The organism is Candidatus Paceibacterota bacterium, from assembly GCA_041663045.1.
Taxonomy (GTDB): Bacteria; Patescibacteriota; Minisyncoccia; order Phycocordibacterales; family GWA1-40-21; genus Bog-1340.
This window is the reverse complement of sequence record JBAZRH010000002.1, coordinates 146,149-165,183: the sequence shown is the minus strand read 5'-3', so window position 1 is coordinate 165,183 and position 19,035 is coordinate 146,149. Positions and strand designations below refer to the sequence as shown.

At 38.9% G+C, this 19,035-nt stretch carries 14 protein-coding genes; 11 read left to right on the top strand and 3 right to left on the bottom strand.

Annotated elements, in window-relative coordinates:
• Positions 1–41 precede the first annotated feature (41 nt).
• The gene (locus WC631_02945; protein MFA6227407.1) at positions 42–503 is read right to left on the bottom strand and encodes a hypothetical protein; all 462 of its coding nucleotides are present in this window, start codon (positions 501–503) and stop codon (positions 42–44) included.
• Positions 504–544: 41 nt separating this feature from the next.
• On the opposite strand from WC631_02945, the gene tpiA reads away from it, so the two are divergent.
• Positions 545–1,306 (top strand): triose-phosphate isomerase, encoded by a 762-nt coding sequence (gene tpiA / locus WC631_02940; GenBank protein MFA6227406.1) that lies wholly within the window; start codon positions 545–547, stop codon positions 1,304–1,306.
• A gap of 47 nt (positions 1,307–1,353) precedes the next feature.
• Here the strand turns inward: tpiA and WC631_02935 are convergent, their stop codons facing one another.
• Positions 1,354–2,343: a M23 family metallopeptidase gene (locus tag WC631_02935; protein ID MFA6227405.1), complete on the bottom strand. Its 990-nt coding sequence runs from the start codon at positions 2,341–2,343 to the stop codon at positions 1,354–1,356.
• Positions 2,344–2,806: 463 nt separating this feature from the next.
• Between WC631_02935 and WC631_02930 the strand changes: the two genes are divergently transcribed.
• The 3 genes from WC631_02930 (at position 2,807) to WC631_02920 (ending at position 7,811) form a co-directional block, all read left to right on the top strand.
• Positions 2,807–4,753: a UvrD-helicase domain-containing protein gene (locus WC631_02930; protein ID MFA6227404.1), complete on the top strand. Its 1,947-nt coding sequence runs from the start codon at positions 2,807–2,809 to the stop codon at positions 4,751–4,753.
• A gap of 209 nt (positions 4,754–4,962) precedes the next feature.
• Positions 4,963–5,787 (top strand): 16S rRNA (adenine(1518)-N(6)/adenine(1519)-N(6))-dimethyltransferase RsmA, encoded by an 825-nt coding sequence (rsmA, locus tag WC631_02925; protein MFA6227403.1) that lies wholly within the window; start codon positions 4,963–4,965, stop codon positions 5,785–5,787.
• A 197-nt stretch (positions 5,788–5,984) separates the two neighbouring features.
• Positions 5,985–7,811: a peptidoglycan-binding domain-containing protein gene (locus WC631_02920; GenBank protein ID MFA6227402.1), complete on the top strand. Its 1,827-nt coding sequence runs from the start codon at positions 5,985–5,987 to the stop codon at positions 7,809–7,811.
• Between the two features lie 89 nt (positions 7,812–7,900).
• On the opposite strand, the gene WC631_02915 is transcribed toward WC631_02920, so the two are convergent.
• A complete protein-coding gene (locus WC631_02915; GenBank protein ID MFA6227401.1) occupies positions 7,901–10,354 on the bottom strand; it encodes a peptidoglycan-binding domain-containing protein in 2,454 nt (817 codons plus the stop codon).
• 76 nt (positions 10,355–10,430) lie between these two features.
• Here WC631_02915 and WC631_02910 point away from each other — a divergent pair, with 76 nt between their 5' ends.
• The 7 genes from WC631_02910 (at position 10,431) to WC631_02880 (ending at position 18,993) form a co-directional block, all read left to right on the top strand.
• Positions 10,431–11,420: a hypothetical protein gene (locus WC631_02910; protein MFA6227400.1), complete on the top strand. Its 990-nt coding sequence runs from the start codon at positions 10,431–10,433 to the stop codon at positions 11,418–11,420.
• Between the two features lie 51 nt (positions 11,421–11,471).
• Positions 11,472–13,136, top strand: coding sequence for a hypothetical protein (locus WC631_02905; protein MFA6227399.1), 1,665 nt, complete (start codon positions 11,472–11,474; stop codon positions 13,134–13,136).
• A gap of 65 nt (positions 13,137–13,201) precedes the next feature.
• Positions 13,202–15,283 carry a hypothetical protein gene (locus tag WC631_02900; protein MFA6227398.1) on the top strand — a complete coding sequence of 694 codons (2,082 nt, stop codon included), beginning with the start codon at positions 13,202–13,204 and terminating at the stop codon, positions 15,281–15,283.
• A gap of 4 nt (positions 15,284–15,287) precedes the next feature.
• Complete coding sequence (locus WC631_02895; GenBank protein MFA6227397.1) at positions 15,288–16,037, top strand: hypothetical protein; 750 nt, start codon at positions 15,288–15,290, stop codon at positions 16,035–16,037.
• A gap of 7 nt (positions 16,038–16,044) precedes the next feature.
• Positions 16,045–16,476, top strand: coding sequence for a PrgI family protein (locus WC631_02890; GenBank protein MFA6227396.1), 432 nt, complete (start codon positions 16,045–16,047; stop codon positions 16,474–16,476).
• A gap of 49 nt (positions 16,477–16,525) precedes the next feature.
• The gene (locus WC631_02885) at positions 16,526–17,164 is read left to right on the top strand and encodes a hypothetical protein (GenBank protein MFA6227395.1); all 639 of its coding nucleotides are present in this window, start codon (positions 16,526–16,528) and stop codon (positions 17,162–17,164) included.
• Positions 17,165–17,166: 2 nt separating this feature from the next.
• Positions 17,167–18,993 carry a DUF87 domain-containing protein gene (locus WC631_02880; protein MFA6227394.1) on the top strand — a complete coding sequence of 609 codons (1,827 nt, stop codon included), beginning with the start codon at positions 17,167–17,169 and terminating at the stop codon, positions 18,991–18,993.
• Positions 18,994–19,035 lie beyond the last annotated feature (42 nt).

Sequence of the window (19,035 nt, the reverse complement as noted above, 5' to 3'; positions counted from 1 at the left end):
TCGGCATTAATTTATCATCTTAATAGCTAAAAAGCCACCTTCTAGAATCCCAATTTTTCCATCACTTTCTGAGAAAGGGGCTCATGCATTTCTTTCTCGGAAAGCTTTTCGAGTAAAAAGTTTCTGACATCCTCATGATTATATTCTTCTATCGGAATAACAATAAGTGGTGATATCGTCTTCTTTGATCTTAGAATTATCTTTGGCTCCTTTTCATCGGTGTTATCAACCCAGAAAGATTCAAGAGAGATATAATGATAGTGTTCTTTGTCTACTTTCAAACCTCTATCATTCAATTCTACTTCCATAACTTTCGGTTCGCGACGAGAAAACATTATTAAAGTTATAACAGCAAGTATAATGAATACGGCAAAAAGCGTGTCGTGCAAAAATATAGCAATTCCCGCAATACAGACCGAGATTATACCGACAGCCCAATACCAATCGGCTGTCTTTTCTTTCCTTTTGTATTCAAGGGCGTGCCAAATAATTTTGTTATCCATGTTAGCACAATTATATCACAAAATGATATACTATTGTCACTATGGCCAAAACAAAATTAATAGTAGCCAACTGGAAGATGAATCCAGATACAGAAGTAGAAGCAAAAAACGCACTGACAAAAATAAAAAAAGGATTGAAGAAAGAAAAGAAAACCAATGTCGTAATTTGTCCTCCTTTTGTCTTTATAAATCTCGTTAAAAAAGCTATCGTGGATGAAAATGTTTTACTTGGTGCGCAAGATGTATTTATAGGCAAAGGAAATTCTCATACTGGGGAGGTAGGCATCAATATGCTCCAAGAACTCGGCGTAAGATATATCATCCTTGGCCATTCAGAGAGAAAAGCGGAAGGTGAGACAGAAGAAATGATAGCTAAAAAACTCTCAGGTGTTATAAGAAAAGGGCTAAAAGGAATACTCTGTATTGGAGAGAAGGACAGAAATGAACATGGAGATTACTATCACGAAATTAAAAAACAGTTACATTCTATGTTAGATGGTATTCCCAAAAAATCTGCGAATAAGATAATAATAGCGTATGAACCGATTTGGGCAATAGGTAAGCTGGAAGACGAAGCTATCAATCCTGAGAAATTGAATGAGATGACTATTTTTATAAGAAAGACATTGAGTGATATCTTTGGTCGCGATGAGGCAGAAAAAATATTGGTGCTTTACGGAGGATCTGTTGGAAAGAGTAATGCGAAAAAACTTGTAGATGAAGGAAAAGTAGATGGTCTTTTGATAGGGAGGGATAGCTTGAAACCTAAAAACTTTTTGGAGATTGTGAAGGAAATTAAATAAAATACAAAAATGGCGGCCGCTTCGCGGCCGCCATTTTTGTATTTTATTTAAAAAGGATTCTTCGCCCCTCTGATTTCAAAGTGAATATGAGGACCGGTGGATTTGCCAGTATTTCCTGTAAGTCCTATGTATTGCCCTTGTGATACTGTTTGCCCTTCTACAACTAAGTTCTCGCTCAAGTGTCCATACAAAGTCTGTGCGCCGTTGTAGTGCGAAATAACAATATATCTTCCATATCCGGAATTCCAACCAGAAGTTTTACTTATTATTACTTCTCCAGCGGCGGAAGCGACGACAGGGCTACTGACTGGTATTCCAATATCTATGGCATTGTATCCATGCAAACCTTGCGTCCTCACACCTCCAGATACCGGCCTCACAAAATATCCTGTGTAATTAGGGCCATTTGTATCATGAGGTGTTGCCGTAACTCTTACAGATGAAGCACTACCAGAGGAAGAAGTAACGACGACGGTCGATTCTCCATCCGGGACAATAATCTTATCTCCAATAGCGAGAATTATGTCTTTGCCTAGATCATTGAATTGGGCGATTTCTTCCAAATTGCCTTTGTATTTTTTAGCTATACTTGCCAAAGTATCACCCTTGGTGACAGTGTGAATCGTTCCGGATATTGGGAGAATCACAAGGACTTGACCCTCCTGAATTATCTTTGAGGAAATATTATTTGCCCAGACGATAGTGTTTGTTGTAACCCCGAACATCTTGGCAATAGAAGAAAGGGTGTCTCCTTTTCTGACCGTATATTTACTGATTTGACCTGTAATGGCAGAGTCACCTATGTCGGCAAGTGTGCCGGAAGGACCATTTTCAGACATGAGAGCTTCATCGTCTATAACAGTGATGTCCCCACCCCCCCTTGAAGCGACAAGATCGTAGTTTGTAGCACTCTGAAGAAGTGGAAGAGTTTGGGAATTTGAAGTAGAAGCGGAAGAATTAGAAACAACTGAGTTTGGCCCAGTAAAAAGGCTAGCCATAAAAGAAAAGAATCCTGCGCTAGCTGGGGCGGGATTCATAAAAGTAAACAAAATTGGTAGCAAAATAGTGATCATCCATCTTGATGAAATGGCTAAAAACAAAGATATTTTTGACTGACCGCGGGCATTTGCCCCGCTTTTCGGGTCAGTTTTGTGAGTTTTCGTATAAATAAGCCGATTTAATTAAGAGAATTCCGTATTTCTGAAACCGAAACGGCTCTGTTGAGCCATATTTTCTGTATTTTGCCTCTTTCCTGTAGGCATAGACAATGATACTCCTTGGGTAGTATAGGTCAAGGGAGTTGTCCACAGGGTTGTCCACTGCTCAAAGTAAAACTAGAGGTAAAGCAACCATCTGGAAAACATATTTGGTTTCGCCTAAGCCCGGACAAGGCTTACCAGATATGTTTTCCAGATGGTTGCTTGCAAATCACTGGTAGAAAGACCGAATTTTGCGGAGTAAAATTCGGCTTCTAAGACCCTCCGTGTTATTATCCCTCCAATGGACCACCTAAAAGGACTCAACGAACAACAAAAACAGGCTGTTTTGCAAAAAGACGGGCCGATTTTGATAATAGCTGGGGCAGGAGCGGGAAAAACCAAAACTATTACCCACAGAATTTTACATTTGATAAAAGAAGGGGTCGCTCCGGAAAATATTTTGGCTATCACTTTTACAAATAAAGCGGCAAAGGAAATGCGAGATAGGGTTGAGAAAGCTATCACCACCGACAGAAATCTAAATCTGCCGATACGTATTCACAATAAACCTTTTGTCAGCACATTTCACTCGCTTGGTGTGCATATTTTGAAAGAAAATAGTCGATTGCTCGGACTGACGAGAAATTTCAGCATTATGGATCGTGATGATTCGCTAAAAGTCGTAAAAGAATGCTTTAAAAAGCTAGACATTGATCCAAAACAATTTGAGCCGAGCAAAATCTTAAATATTATTTCGCGAGAGAAAGGCGATTTGAAAACCGCCCAAAATTACGCCGAGCATTCCGGACAAAAGGGTTATTCACTTCAAGCTGTCGTCGCAAATGTCTGGCCGATTTATGAGCAAAGGCTCAGTGAAGAAAAAGCACTCGACTTTGATGATTTGCTTTTAAAAACATATTTACTTTTGAAGAAACACAAAGAAGTTTTGGAAAAATATCAAAATATTTGGAAATATATTCATATAGACGAATATCAGGATACAAATAAAGTGCAATATATGACGACCAAGCTTCTGGCGGGGAAAAACAGAAATATTTGCGTGGTTGGCGACATAGATCAGAGTATTTATAGTTGGAGAGGTGCTGATATTCAGAATATTTTGGATTTTGAAAAAGATTATCCCGAAGCCAAGGTGATTTTGCTTGAAGAAAACTATCGCTCCACACAGACGATTCTCACCGCTGCGAATGATGTCATAAAGAAGAATAAAATCCGCCGAGAAAAAAATCTTTTTACAAAAAATGCCGAAGGTGAAATGATTTCTTTTTTCCGCGCGGGCAATGAAGGGGAGGAAGCGAGATTCATCGCGAGAAAATCTAAAGAAATTATAGAAAAGGGGACAGATCCGAGGGAAATCGCCGTGCTTTATCGAGCAAATTTCCAATCGCGTGTACTTGAAGAAGCATTTCTCACCGAAAGCGTGCCGTATCAAGTGCTTGGTACAAAGTTCTTTGAAAGAAAAGAAGTAAAAGACGTGCTTTCATATTTACGTGCTGGCGTAAATCCGGAAAGTTTGAGTGATATAAAAAGAATAATAAATGTGCCAGCGAGAGGGATAGGAAAAGTGACTGTTTTGAAGATTTTTGCGGGGGAAAAAGACAAATTACCGGCAGGAGTAAAAGAAAAAGTAAATAGTTTTTTCAAATTACTTGAGAGAGTAAAAAAAGAAGCTGGGGAGAAAAAACCATCTGAAGTTATTAAATTTATTATCAGAGAAAGCGGACTTGAACTTGAATTGCAAAGGGGGACAGATGAAGATAAAGAAAGGTTGGAAAATATGCGCGAACTTGCCACTCTCGCCGTAAAATATGACTATTTGCCTGCGTCAGAGGGCGTAGAAAAGCTCTTGGAAGAAGCGGCGCTTGCCACAGATCAAGATTCGCTTATCAAAAATGAAAATGCGGTAAAACTTATGACGGTTCACGCCGCGAAAGGCCTTGAATTTGATTATGTTTTCATTACTGGCCTTGAAGCCGACCTTTTTCCACATCAGCCAGTCGGCAAAGCGGAAAAAACACCGGAAGAAATGGAGGAGGAGAGACGGCTTTTTTATGTCGCACTCACTCGTGCCAGAAAAAAACTTTTTTTGACCTACGCCGAGATGCGCACGATATACGGCTCACAACAAATGAATCTGCCGTCGGAATTTCTGGGAGATATTGATAATAATCTGCTTCAAGAAGAACACTTTGAATATAGGGAGAAAATAGTGTATCTTGAGTGGTAAAGGCTCATTCACATCCCCACTTTCCTGTGCAGAAATTTTCCCCAGCCGGAAAATTTCCTAATCCTCGGCGGCTTGCGCTGTGGTATACTTTTGCTCGAAGATTACTTCTCGCAAAATTACACCACATCGCACCCTGCAAGCTCGCCTGCGGACACAGAAAAGTGGGGACGTTCATTCACTTACGGCAGAGCAGAAAATACAAATAAAATATGACCATACAGGCAAAAAAATCATTGGGGCAGAACTTCCTTAAGAATGAGGGAGTTTTACAGAAGATCGCGGATGCGGGGGAACTTTCCGCTAGCGATATTGTACTAGAAGTCGGACCTGGAGAAGGTGTACTTACAAAAAAGCTTCTGGAGAAAGCGGGAAAGGTGATAGCGGTGGAGAAAGATCATAGACTTATTTCAGTCTTACAAGAAAAATTCGCTAGTGAAATATCAGAAGGTAAATTTGAAATATTTGAAGGTGATATTTTGGAGAGTGATGCAGAAAAATGGGGGATAAAGGACGGTAAATTCAAAATCGTGGCGAATATTCCGTATTACATCACCGGGCAATTCTTCAGAAAGTTTTTGTCGGGGCCAATAAAGCCGACAAGAATGGTAATACTTGTGCAAAAAGAAATTGCCGAAAGAATTGTGGCGAGAGACGGCAAGGAAAGTTTGCTTTCAATCAGCGTAAAAGCCTATGGCGAGCCGAGAATAGTAGCAAAGGTCTCAAAAGGGAGTTTTGTCCCCGCACCGAAAGTGGATTCAGCAGTGATTTTGATAGATAATATTTCAAGAAAAAGATTTGAAGGCTCACTTGGAGGCGACACCTCCAAGTTGGAGGAAAGGTTTTTTGAAATTCTGCATGCCGGTTTTGCACACAAGAGAAAGGTTTTGATAAGTAATTTGAGAGAAAAATTCAGCGAAGGAATTAGAGGAAAAGATTTGCAGCAAATTTTTTCCGCCATCGATCTCGACCCCAAAATCCGCGCCGAAGATGTGTCTCTAGAAAAATGGTTTTCTATCACAAGACAGTCCATTTGATTATTTTTCTTATTGGAGCTACAATATCATTGTATTTTATTAATTAACCTATTATAATGACTCTAAAATATAGTGCCTTTGTAAAAACGATATCGTCTCTGTTAATAATCTCCATTATTTTAATTGGCTCTCCTTTCCAATATATAGGCCGAGCTGTCGCACAAAATCAAACAAGTACGTCTATATTTTATAGAGATATGTCCATCGGCACCGTTGGTCAAGATGTATACGCACTACAAAAAATATTAAACTCTGATACGACGACAGCCCTCACATCCTCAGGTATAGGATCATCTGGTATGGAAACCCAATACTTTGGACAATTAACAAAAAATGCGGTTATTGAATTCCAAGAAAAATATACTAGCGAAATACTCACACCAAATGGATTAACCCGTGGTACAGGTTTCGTAGGAGTATCTACAAGAGCAAAACTCAATTCGCTCGTAAATACAGTTTCATCCAGTACAAATACAAACTCGTCAAATAGTAGTCTTACTCAATGGGGCAATTATATAGGCGGTAGTAGCTATACTATAAATAATACCAATTCTTCAGCAAATCCTTCAGGACAGAACCTACAAAATTCATCACTTCCGTATGTAAACCTAACAGTGAATAACTCTCATTCACCATCTGCTATAGCATCGGGGTCATCTGTAATCGTCTCTTGGACATCCGGAAATGTAACATCCTGTACTAGTGGTCTCGGTGTATCATTCGACACAAATGGGACAAAAACCATTGACAATATCACAGTTCCAACAAGTTTCACTTTGACTTGTACAGGACTGACAGGAGTAGTGGCTGACAGCGTCCATGTATCTATTATTGGCCAAGCGGACACTTCAGTAAATCTGACACCGTCAGTTGATGTAAAAATAAACAATTCAGATGTCGACTTTGTACTGGGTCAAATCTCTACTACACCAAATGACACAAATACCATCGCTATAACATGGAGCGCTCATAATGTTTCTGACTGTGTCGCTTCGTCTACTCCAGGATCCATCACAGGCTGGAGCGGGACAGATATAAGTTCTCCTGCAGGAGGAACCTATATGCAATTAGATCAACCAACATCTATAGGACTAGTCTGTAAAGACGCAAATGGCAATAATGTCTCAGACTTTGCAAAGATTGTCTCATCAGGCACAGACACAACCTCTGATGCATACTTGAATAGCCTCGGGCAGAAACCAGAATCTTGCAAATACACACAAGCATATGTATTTACAGGTAAAGATATGGACATCTCGTTTAGTAAAAGTTTTAAATTCGAAGCTTACTCGGACTTCTGCGGACCTGAAGGTGGAAAGCTTTTCTTCGCCAATGACGGACATACATTCGAAATATTTAATTACAAAGGGAAATTTGGCTTCAAGCTTGGAGACGGTGTAGAATTTACAAACCCTATATACAAAGGAGATGTACAAAACGGCTATGCAATAGGTACTGCATCTGTAACTGGATATCATAAATGGACAGTGGATTACAACTATTCCACAAAAAGAGTTCAGGTGCTAAAAGATGATGTAGTCGTGGGGGATTGGGGAGTAAAAGCTAATGCAAACGCTACAACGATTGGTAAAGTATACCTACCAGAGTGGTCAAATGGCTTACTTTCATTTCCAAACACAACAGATTGCCAAGCAATCTCGCAATCTTCTCTATTGACTGCTCAGAGCTCTGTTCAGGCCATCCTTCTGACAAATGGTACATCAACAGCATCCACCACAGGTCAGATGCCTAGTGTAATTTCAGCTGGTAAGGACGCAAATGGCTGTGATCTTTATAGTATGTCTGGGGCAACAGCCAATGTTGGAGATAGTGGTATTGCAAAAGAAGAGATAAAAGATATAGAAACAGAAAAGGGAGGATTCGGGGGATGGATGACTGTTGGAGCCATAGTCGGTGCAATAGTTGTGATGATCATATGCCCTACATGTTATCTTTTTGTCGTGGCTGCTGGTGCTGTTGCAGGGGGTGGAGTAGGAGCTATAGCAGATCATAATGGTATGTAATAGATATCCTAAAATCCACGAACCAAAAACACCGAGCGTTCACTCGGTGTTTTGATTAAACAATTTGCTTCAAACCAATTTGAACTAATTTACCACAAACCCCAACCACTGTTGGCCCCCCAAGTATTTGATATGGTGTATGGATCGCTTCCCGAATCAGAATCGGCTACAGGATCCGTATTAGTACACGCCTCTCCCGTCCCAAGTGGTCCAGACGCATCACCTATCCACGGAGCGTCAAACGACGGTGAAGCCCCCTGACATTTTCCACCCTCATCTGGTACTTCTCCTCCAAGTATAGAGTCACCAATACTAGGAAGTGGGGGATTATTTTCTCTAAATGTTATATAACCAGTGCCATACATAGGTTCACCAGCCTTACTTGTCCCTATCATATCACCAGGATTACAGGCCTTTATAACAACAGCAAAAAGCTTCTCGCCTTCACCCCCCTTATTTGTACACTCTGAAATACCCACAACTTGTCCTCCAAATGGAATTGTCGTACCACCTCCTAGGGCAGCGTCATAAGCACTACAATCTGTAGGTTTATTTGTCGCAAACACACCAAGAGCGGTAATGGCGTTGCTATCTATATCTGTGTGTCCATAGCCATAATAAACGAATCCTCTTGTTCCTCCCAATAAGACATGGCAAGCATACGCTTGGAGCTTGGCAGTGTCAGCAAAACCCTCTCCATTCCCATCTTTTCCGATCGCATTTAGTACATTACCACCGTCAGTCACTACCAATTCCCCACTGTCACCATAATCAGTGAAACTTCCTGGGTGATATTCTTTAAACCATGTTGAATCTGGAGCTGGAGAGTGATTCCCTACATAATAAGACTTCATTCCTGTCCATTTTGCTTTAAATATATTTATGAATCTATCTCTCTTGTCTTGGCACCCGCTAACCCACTCGCTTGTCGGCTGAAGGATAACTGTACTTGTACCAATATTCTGAATAATGTAATCAAGATTGTCTGTAAATAATTGATCGGTAAATAACGGTTTGCAAATGTAATCTCCCTCTCCATCACCCAACTTACCATTTACCAAATTTACAAAAGTTACAATATTTTTCTTCCGCATCTCAGTAATAAAAGCTTTTAGTTTTGGTAATGCCACCGAAGGTGTCCTATTACTATTATAAGGATCAATGTTTAATTCGATTTGCGTCTCGGTAAGACCAGCTAAAGAAAGTTCCGTAGCAAGTTTTTCTGCATTGATTGAATCCCAGTGATTTACTGGCCCATAACCTAAAATGCTTGATGTAGTTATCGCCGAGGTTGCGGGTATAATCGGGCTCGTATTTACTCTAGGGGCGACGGGATTATTTGCTGATGAAATCGGTTGACTCGTTGTGTTTATAGGAACGGTTGGCCAAGTATAGCCCGCTGTCTGATCCGTACTCGCGGTTATGCCATTACCGTTTGCATTTATCATAACTGTATCACTAACAAGCCCCCATTTGCTTGTACACGTTATATAGATTCTGCTTAAATTGTTTAGACTCGTAATAATCTGACTTCCAGAAGTTGTCCTAGCCCCGCTAACAGACTGACAAGAGTCGACATTTTTCGAAGTCCATGTAACAAGAGCGCTAGCTCCAGGGCTGACATAAACTAAAGAATCTTGACCATTTACTTTCAAATCGACAGACGGTCTTTGTGAGGCATATAAAAAAGAATAATCCTCTGTGTTAACGCTTGGTATAACAGCAATATTACCTTGGTTAGAGCTTGTAGAAATATTCACATACCCTGTCACCGGACCATAATCACTCTGACAAGTCATGGAGTAGGTACCCGATATTGGACGAGAAACTATTTGGCTCCCAGATACTGCCTTGGCACCAAGCGCTGTATAACAATCATAAACATTTTTTGTATCCCACGAAATAGTCATGAGAGACATGGGCTGCACAGATGCATTTCCTATTTGACCATTTGCCTTAACAACAATCTGAGGTTTTGCATTGTCTGGTAGAGCATTTACTCTCTGATTTACCAATAGATTATTCATTAATACTCTTGCCTTCGCGTCCACAATACCCGTTTCGCTTATCCCATATTTCTTCTGAAATTTAAGCAATGCTACCTTGGTAGCTGGACCAAAAATCGTGGTTTCATTACCAGGAGATCCTGCCCCAGATAAAGCGACTTTGGTGCTAATGTCGGAATTCAAAATTCTTTGTAAAGTAAGGATTTCTTGGCTATTGTCGCCCTGTTTAAGATCTTTTGTAAAAGAAAATGATATGTCTGCCCAAAGCTTTGCTGAAGATAGCACGGCTTTGCCACTTTTGGCTATTTCAATGTCATTATATTTATTGGCCACCTCCATAGCTTTAACGGCCTTGTCTGGAGTTATAACACCAATAGAAATAAGCATTCTAACAAGCTCTGGAAAAGTGACTTCTCTCGCAGAAGAAATCGCTGGAACAAGTGCAAAAGACAGAATCAAGACTCCACACAAAACAGAAACGATATTTTTTCTAGAGCTAGAGATGGACATAGTAATAGTTATTAAATTAATAATCATTCCCATTCATTTTATGGGGTTGTTAACAGTCAAAATTATAGCATAGTAAAAAAGTAAATGGTATAATTTAAAGTGAATGAAATTAGGACGAATTGAAATTGACCAAAAATATCTACCGTCAAGAAAATTTATTATTGGGCTATCTATAATGGTGGCTATTACTCTTGTGATTGTCGCTTTTAGTTTTAAAAGTACTAAAAACTATGAAGCTATAAATAATAATGCTTTATCCGTAAACGCAAGTTCCTCTTTCGAGACCTTTAAGCAGGTAGATACAGACAAAGATAGTCTACCAGATTGGCAAGAGGCACTCTATGGCACAGATCCAAGAAAAGCAGATACGGATAATGATGGTACTCCAGACAACGAAGAGTTAAGGGTAAATCGTGATCCATTAAAAGCGAATACCGCATCAAAATGGCAAGAACCAAATGATAAAATAGATCCAAAAATCATCGCCCAGGACCAAAAGATGGCAAATGAATATGAAAGCCTCAACCCTTCTCAAAAAATGGCGAGGGATGTGTTGTCTGAATTTATAGCCAACCAGCCATCTGATAGACAGATGACACAAGACGAACAAGATATCTTATTGTCTAGGATTTTGAACAATATGCCAGAAAAGGCTGACGTAGCAACTACAACCATAGGTAATTTAAATATAGTTTCGACCGATAGCACATCACTACAAAATTATTCATCAACTTATTTCAAGATAACCGAGAAGCTCAGGCCAGTCTTAGGTAAAGAAATGGATGCAATAGCAAATCTTGCCCAAGCACAAGACGAAAAAACTGAAACAAAAAAGGTTTTGGACGTATTAGTTATATATAAAGAAATAATAAAAAGCCTGTCACAAATGCCAGTCCCATCAGCTGTATCTGACTATCATCTAAAGATAATAGATGATTTAGAAAATATGGTGTCACAGGACAATGATATGCTAAAAATATCTACCGATCCGCTAACCGCTTACTCCTCTTACATGGCATATATACAAACCGCATCGGATCTGACTCAGTCTCTGGCTACTATAGATACCCAACTAAACATAGTGAGAAAATAACGGTGTGGCGTTCATAATAGAAATGAGTTAAAATATTAAGAATAAACCCTTATGAGTAAGTCGATAATAAAAACAAAGATTATACCATTGATACTGATTTTCACTTTTGTATTCCCTTTATCTTATTTTGTCGCACCACCAGAAAAAGCTAGGGCACAAGGTATTCCTGTATATGATAATGCTATAAATCTATGGAATACATATCTATCACCATTTTTATCAAAAGCGGGAAGACAAATGGCTATATCCCTAGTGCAATATTTCGTCAGCGAGACCGTAAAATGGATTGATAGTGGTTTCCAAGGTAACCCTGCCTTTATAAGCAATCCGAGCGAGTTCTTACAAAATGCCGGAGACCAAGCTGTCGGTGATTTCATATTTAATAATCCGAATTTAAGATTTCTTTGTTATCCATTCCAGACAAGGATTAAATTAGCCCTAGGACTTATATATAAACCATTCCAGAAACAAATAAATTGTACTCTAAGCGGTGTATTAAAAAATGCTCAAGGGTCATATAACGATTTCATGGCAGGAAACTTCATAGAGGGTGGGGGATGGGATTCATGGCTTCAGATTTCAACACAGCCCCAAAATACAGAGCTTGGGTCCCTTCTCATGGCAAAAGCGGAACTAGATCTAAAGGTTGGCGACAAAAAACTTTCTGACGTCACAGGTCCCCTAAGCTGGAGCGGTGGAGCATTGGATTTTAAAAAATGTACCGAACAAAAATATATAGTGACAATAGGTGAAGACGGGGAATTGACAAAGGTGAACACTGGAACATCAAAGACTTTCTCTGGTAGCCCTCTTTATAGACCACCAGCCAATACTAATATTGGCGCTTTGAATCTAGACGAGGCAGATAGTGGTCAAGAATATACAGATACAAATTGTATAACAACAACTCCAGGAAAAATAATTGCTGAGAAATTTGGGTTCGCAGCCACATCAGATCAGAGAGTTACTGAACTGCAAACAACAGTTACAAATGGAATGGACGCAATATTTAGCGCACTACTCAATCAACTTGTTACACAAGCTCTCACAAAACTAAAAGAGGGTCTTCTCGGTAATAGTCAGAGTCAGACAGTTGATTACCGAGCACTACTCAATCAACAACTTTCAACACTTCAAAATCAACAAAGTAACGCTATACAGAATTATAATCAAAGTCAAAATTCTGTCAGTAACAACACCAATTCTATAAAGTCTAGCGCCATAACAACCATAAACAATGCTATTTCAAATCAACAAACCAATTTAAGCAATTACTTACAAGCATCTTCTACACTCGGTGCCGCAATAGCTCAATTTGCAAGTTCAAGCGCGTGTAATATGCCTCCTTATAGCAACAACACCACCGACAACCTTAGAGCCAGTATGATAAGGACAAATGTTATTAGCGTTCTTAATGGAACAGCTAATCCGACAGTAGGATTCAATACCCAAATAATTGCTCAAAACACGAATATTACAAAAGCAAATATTACAACCCTTCAAAATATCTTGAATACAGTAAATTCTACTCAAGATAACACATTGATAAACAATCAGGCTCCCCAAGTCACATCGATAAATCAAAACAGCACATCAACAGCAACATTACATGCCGACATATTGAGCTGGTTAAACAATAACAGCAAGAGCCATTATATAGACTATACAACCACCGCATGCCCGATAAATCCAGTTTGGCAACAGGTACAACAATAGATATTGAGTAGTTCACAGTTTCACTTAAGATTATTGCTGTTGCGTGTTATAATTTAGTCCAGTAGATGAAAAGATTTTTTATAAAATCAATTGCATGTCTCTTACTCGCCACATTCTTGGTGGGAATTTTGCCAGTATTAAAAGCGGTAGCAGCTGGTACCGGGGCCACCCCATCTACCTTTGGTGCTCCCACCGCTCCTATAACAAATACAACAGATAGAAATACCTTATCTAATGCAGTCGCCGCAAGTGGAAACGGCAACAAAAATATAGATTACAACCTTTACGCAACATCCACAGATAACACTTCCGTATGGGCTAAGATAGGGGACTTCGGACTTGGCGTGTTGTCGCTACCAGTATTTCTACAGACATCGACTGCGATCGACACACTAATTGGTATAGCTTCTGTATCTTTAGCTATTTCTGCTGGGATTTTTGACGCTGCTATACGTTTCAGTATAATAAATTTTTCAGAAATGTTTTCACAAGGCAGTGCTTTTGTTACTGCGTGGCAAATGCTTAGGGATATAATAAATGTCTCTTTTATATTCATACTTCTTTATATAGCTATCACCAAAATAATTGGTTCTTTTGGAATAAAAGCAAAGACAACCCTAATGAATGTAGTATTGAGTGCAATCTTTATCAACTTTAGTATGTTTGTAGCTAAATTAATTATCGATATAGGAAATATATTGGCCGTTGTCTTATATAACAATATTGTTGGTCTAAAAGCGCTCGGGCTAAGCGAATTGTTGATGAATGGTTTAAACTTACAATCATTCTTTAGCATATCAGTATTGTCATATAGTGGACAAACACATATGATGATAATGCTTTTACTTCAGCTTGCCATGACAATCATCACTTGTTGGGCATTTTCATATGCAATATATTTGTTTATAGGAAGATCTGTTATGCTAATACTTCTTATTATAACCTCTCCTGTAGCTTTTATCGGCGGCACTATCCCATGGTTAAAAGAAAAATCTGCAGAATGGTGGTCTACATTGATAAGCCAAGTCCTGGTAGCTCCAGTTTTCCTCTTCTTTATGTTTATAGTGATAAAGATGATGCAGGTGGGCAACTCTTTCCAGACAATCAAAAGCGCAACTGGTGGCTTTGCCCTTAACACTTCAGGATATTTCTACTATGCCATAGTGATGGGAATCCTTATTTCTGGAATGAAGATAACAAAAAAAATGTCTGGAGCTATTGGGGGAATAATAGATAAGGTTATAAAAGCAGTACTGGCCATCGTTGCAATAGCTATCACTGGCGGTGTCGCGGTTGCGGCAGGTGGTGTCGGTGTCGCAGCTGCCGGAGCAGGTAGACTTGCGAGACTTGGTTCAGCAGTTAGCAGTTTAGCATCTGGAAGAATTACAAAAACCCCTGGCGCTCGTGGAGTACTATACAATTACGGTAGAAACAAGATAATGGGTCTAACCAAGGAGGTAACTGCTGGAAAAATCGATCTGAAGGGATTAGAAAAGACACTTAAACAATCTCAAAAAGAAAGCACGGAGAAACTAGTAGAGATGTCTAATAAACTTGGACCAGCTGACGCCATAAAGAGGCGAAACCAAATAGAAGATACAAAGAAAAACATAAGCGCGCAAGCTGAATATAGAATAATGTCATCAGATGATGTAGAAGATATCGCCTCTAGACAAAAATTGGAGAAAGCGAAGAAAAACCTTGAAGCGGCTCAGGCCCTTGGCGATAAAAATAGCATCGACACAGCCCAAGGAGTACTTACGGATGCACATAAAGAATTCTCCGATAGGGTAAAGGCTATGATGGACACAGTCGCAGGAGAAATGGGAACCTCTACAGATACCCTAAAGAAATCTTTAGATTCAATAGACATTGAAATAGCTCAAAAGACTGCGGCTAGAAATAAGTTCATCGCAGAACTGCCAAATCAAGGATTCTTTGCAACTGGACTTTCTAGGGAAGACAGAGAAAAACTTGCTAATGAAATGAGAGCGGCTAAGGGTGGACAATATAAGGCCGAGGATTCAGAATTAAGCAAATTTAAAAAATTCCTGAAGGATTCTGGATATAAAAAAGGTGATGAAGAAGAGACATCTGAAGGCAAAAATAAAGATGTAAAGGGAGGGGAATCTAAGAAGGAAAAATAAATAAATGAATGACATTCTAAAAATAAATTTATTAAAACAATATAAAAGCCTACCAACCGAGGTGCAGAAATTTGTTCTTTCTGAAAAGTTACCCTCCCAACTATTAGAGATATCTAATAAAAATAAACTTCTTATTGACCAGGCTGGGGGGCTAGAAACAGAAACGACTCTTATATTGCTCGGCGTTCAGTCTTTGAAAGACTTTGTCAGCAATCTCTCAAAAAATTTAGGGATACCGAGGGATAAGGCCTTGATAATAGCAAATGATGTTGATACGCTTATATTTAAAAACATACGCGAATCATTGAAAAAAATAAGTGATACTGTATTCCCTGAAGAGATTCCAACGGCAGACAAAGACGCACAAATTAGAAATAAAATCCTTAGTGGAATAGAGAATCCTTCTACCATACAAGGAAGAGAAGAGTCCATATCGGTAAGTTCATTAAAGTCCAATAGTGCGAACCCAGAATATCCTTTAGAAAAATTTGCCAACGGTGTAGAGGTGAAGAAAGAAACTTCAATGGAGTTGGAAATTCCAAGAGAAGCCATTGTACCGGCAAAAGTGAGCGACCTTGCTATAAAAATTGCAAAGCCGCTTCACGAAAATATATCCCCGCTAGATAATATAGTGGAAGAAAAACTCTCGAAAGCAATTGGAATACCGAAAGAAAAGATAATTATAGAAGAAAGTAGCAAACTCCCATCGAAAACACCAGAAAAATATGATCCGTATAAAGAACCAATAGTATAAAACCAAAATGCAATTTCAAGTCCCACAATTTATAGAAATAGAAGATAAAATTTTTGGGCCATTAACCTTGAAAGAATTTATATATTTGGCTGGTGGGGTTGGTCTTTCTGTGGTTATATATCTCTATATATCATACAAAATAATCTCCATCCCACTCATACTCATAGTAATGGCATTTTCTCTTGCCCTCGCATTCTACAAGACAAATGGTAAACCTTTTATTGATACCGTCGAATCTGCATTCTATTACTTCCTCGGTAACCGTCTATATATATGGAAAAAAGTAGATAAAACACCGGCAGAAAGACCGGGAGACATTATAAAAGAGGCAAAGAAAATACTTATCGTTCCAAAACTTTCAGAAAGCAAGCTAAAAGACCTCACATGGAGTTTAGATATTAATGAAAGCCTAAACCCTACCACACACAACAAAAAGTAATTAACATATATGCTTATAATTTAGGCATTTTTGAGTTATAATATCTGTAATGACTAGTTCCAAGCCAACACAAGATTTCGTACCGATAAAAGAAATACGCGATGGAATCGTGATTCTTAAAGATGGTTCAATGAGGGCGATTACGATGGTTTCATCTTTAAACTTCGCACTAAAATCTCCAGACGAACAACAAGCTATTATTATGCAATTTCAGAACTTTTTAAACTCCTTAGATTTCTCTGTACAAATCAGTATTCAGTCGCGCGAACTTGATATTAGACCTTACATATCGCTCTTGGAAGGAAGATATAAAGATGAGCTTGGCGACCTTATGAAAATGCAAATAAAAGAATATATACAATTCGTAAAATCTTTTGTGGAACAATCAAGTATCATGACAAAATCTTTCTTTGTTGTCATTCCTTATAGCCAAACTATAGTGAGCTCTGATTCAAATCCTATATCCTCTATACTGGGAAAGAAAAAGACTCTGGCGGAAGCAGCGAAAGAGAAAACTGATAACTTCGACCAGAACAGACTACAGCTTGAAGAGAGGGTAGGGGCCGTACAACAAGGCCTTACAAGGTGCGGACTACGAAGCGTCCAGCTTGGCACAGAGGAAGTCGTTGAATTGTTTTATAAGACATTCAACCCTGGTGATCTAGAGAAACCAATAATAACAGTATAAATATGGGATTTTTTAGTAATTTATTTGGAAAAAAAGATATTACAAAAGAGGCACAACTCACTTCTTTTCTTCCGCAAGAAATATATGAAGCGGGGGTATTGGAGTTGCAAGATATTATTGCTCCTTCTGCCCTTAAAATATCTCCGAAGGAACTTAATCTCGGTGAGAAAATAGTCAGAACATTTTTTGTCATCTCGTATCCCCGTTTTCTAACAGAGAGCTGGTTTGCTCCCATTATAAATCTAGATAAAGTCTTTAATGTTTCAATTTTTATACACCCGATAGACACAGCTAAAGTTTTGAGACAATTTCAAAAAAAGGTTGCTGAGGTACAAAGCCAGATAAACGCTAGGGAGAAAAGGGGTCTGGTGAGAGATCCGATGTTAGATACAGCGTATCAAGATCTTGAATCCCTGCGCGACAATCTCCAGCAAGCACAAGAAAAACTCTTCGATGTAGGACTTTATATAAGCCTTTATGCCAACAATGAAGACGAATTAAATAAACTTGAATCAGAAATCAAATCAATCTTGGAATCAAAGCTGGTTTATATAAAACCTGCCTTATTCCAGCAAGAACAGGGCTATAAAAGCGTATTACCGATAGCTGACGATCAGTTGGGTGTGCATTCCAAATTGAACTCCTCACCGCTTTCAAGCTTATTCCCCTTTGTTTCATTCGACCTCACGTCAGACAAGGGCGTTCTTTATGGTATAAACAGACATAATTCCAGCTTGGTGCTCTTTGACAGATTCTCTTTGGAAAACTACAACTCAATAACTTTTGCGAAGTCTGGGTCTGGTAAATCTTACATGACCAAACTTGAGATATTAAGAAGCTTGATGTTTGATACAGATGTTATAGTTATCGATCCAGAAAAGGAATATGAGTATCTGGCAGAAGCCACTGGAGGCAAATCTTTTAATGTCTCTCTCAATTCCGACAGCCATATAAATCCTTTTGATCTCCCCATGCCGAGAGAGGATGAATCTCCAGCCGACGTTTTGCGTTCAAATATTATAAACCTCGTTGGAATCTTTAGGATTATGTTCGGTGGTCTTACACAAGAAGAAGACGCGATCATAGACAGAGCCATTTCAGAAACTTACGCACTCAAAGACATAACCCCTGATTCTAATTTTACAGATATTGAACCTCCACTTCTTTCAGACTTTGAGCTTGTCCTCTCTGGAATGGAAGGGGCTGAAGGTCTTGTCCAAAAACTTTCTAAATATACAAGAGGTACATGGGCAGGATTCTTAAATAGACCAACCAACATAGATATAAACCACAAATTCGTCGTCTTTTCCATAAGAGATATGGAAGATGAATTAAAACCGGTAGCGATGTATCTTGTTACCCACCATATTTGGAACGCGATCAGAAGAAATCTCAAAAAAAGGCTAATGGTTATAGATGAGGCATGGTGGATGATGAAATCCGAAGACACAGCTTCTTTCCTTTATTCTCTCGCAAAGAGAGGGAGAAAATATTACCTTGGTCTAGCCACAATCACACAAGACGTCGACGATTTCTTAAAATCACCTTATGGACAGCCGATCGTTGCAAACTCCTCAATACAGATCTTGCTTAAACAATCACCAACAGTAATAGACAATCTCCAAAGAGTTTTCAATCTTACAGATGAAGAGAAATATTTACTTCTTGAATCTGACGTAGGAGAGGGGATATTCTTCGTTGGTCTTAAACATGTTGCCATAAAGGTTATATCCTCATACACAGAAGACCAGATAATAACATCAGATCCATCACAACTTTTGTCTATAAAAAGAGCAAAAGAAGAGCTCAATATGTTGCAAGGGAAGTGATACTTGTACACAAGGTCATACTTATAGGAGAAAAAGCTTTTG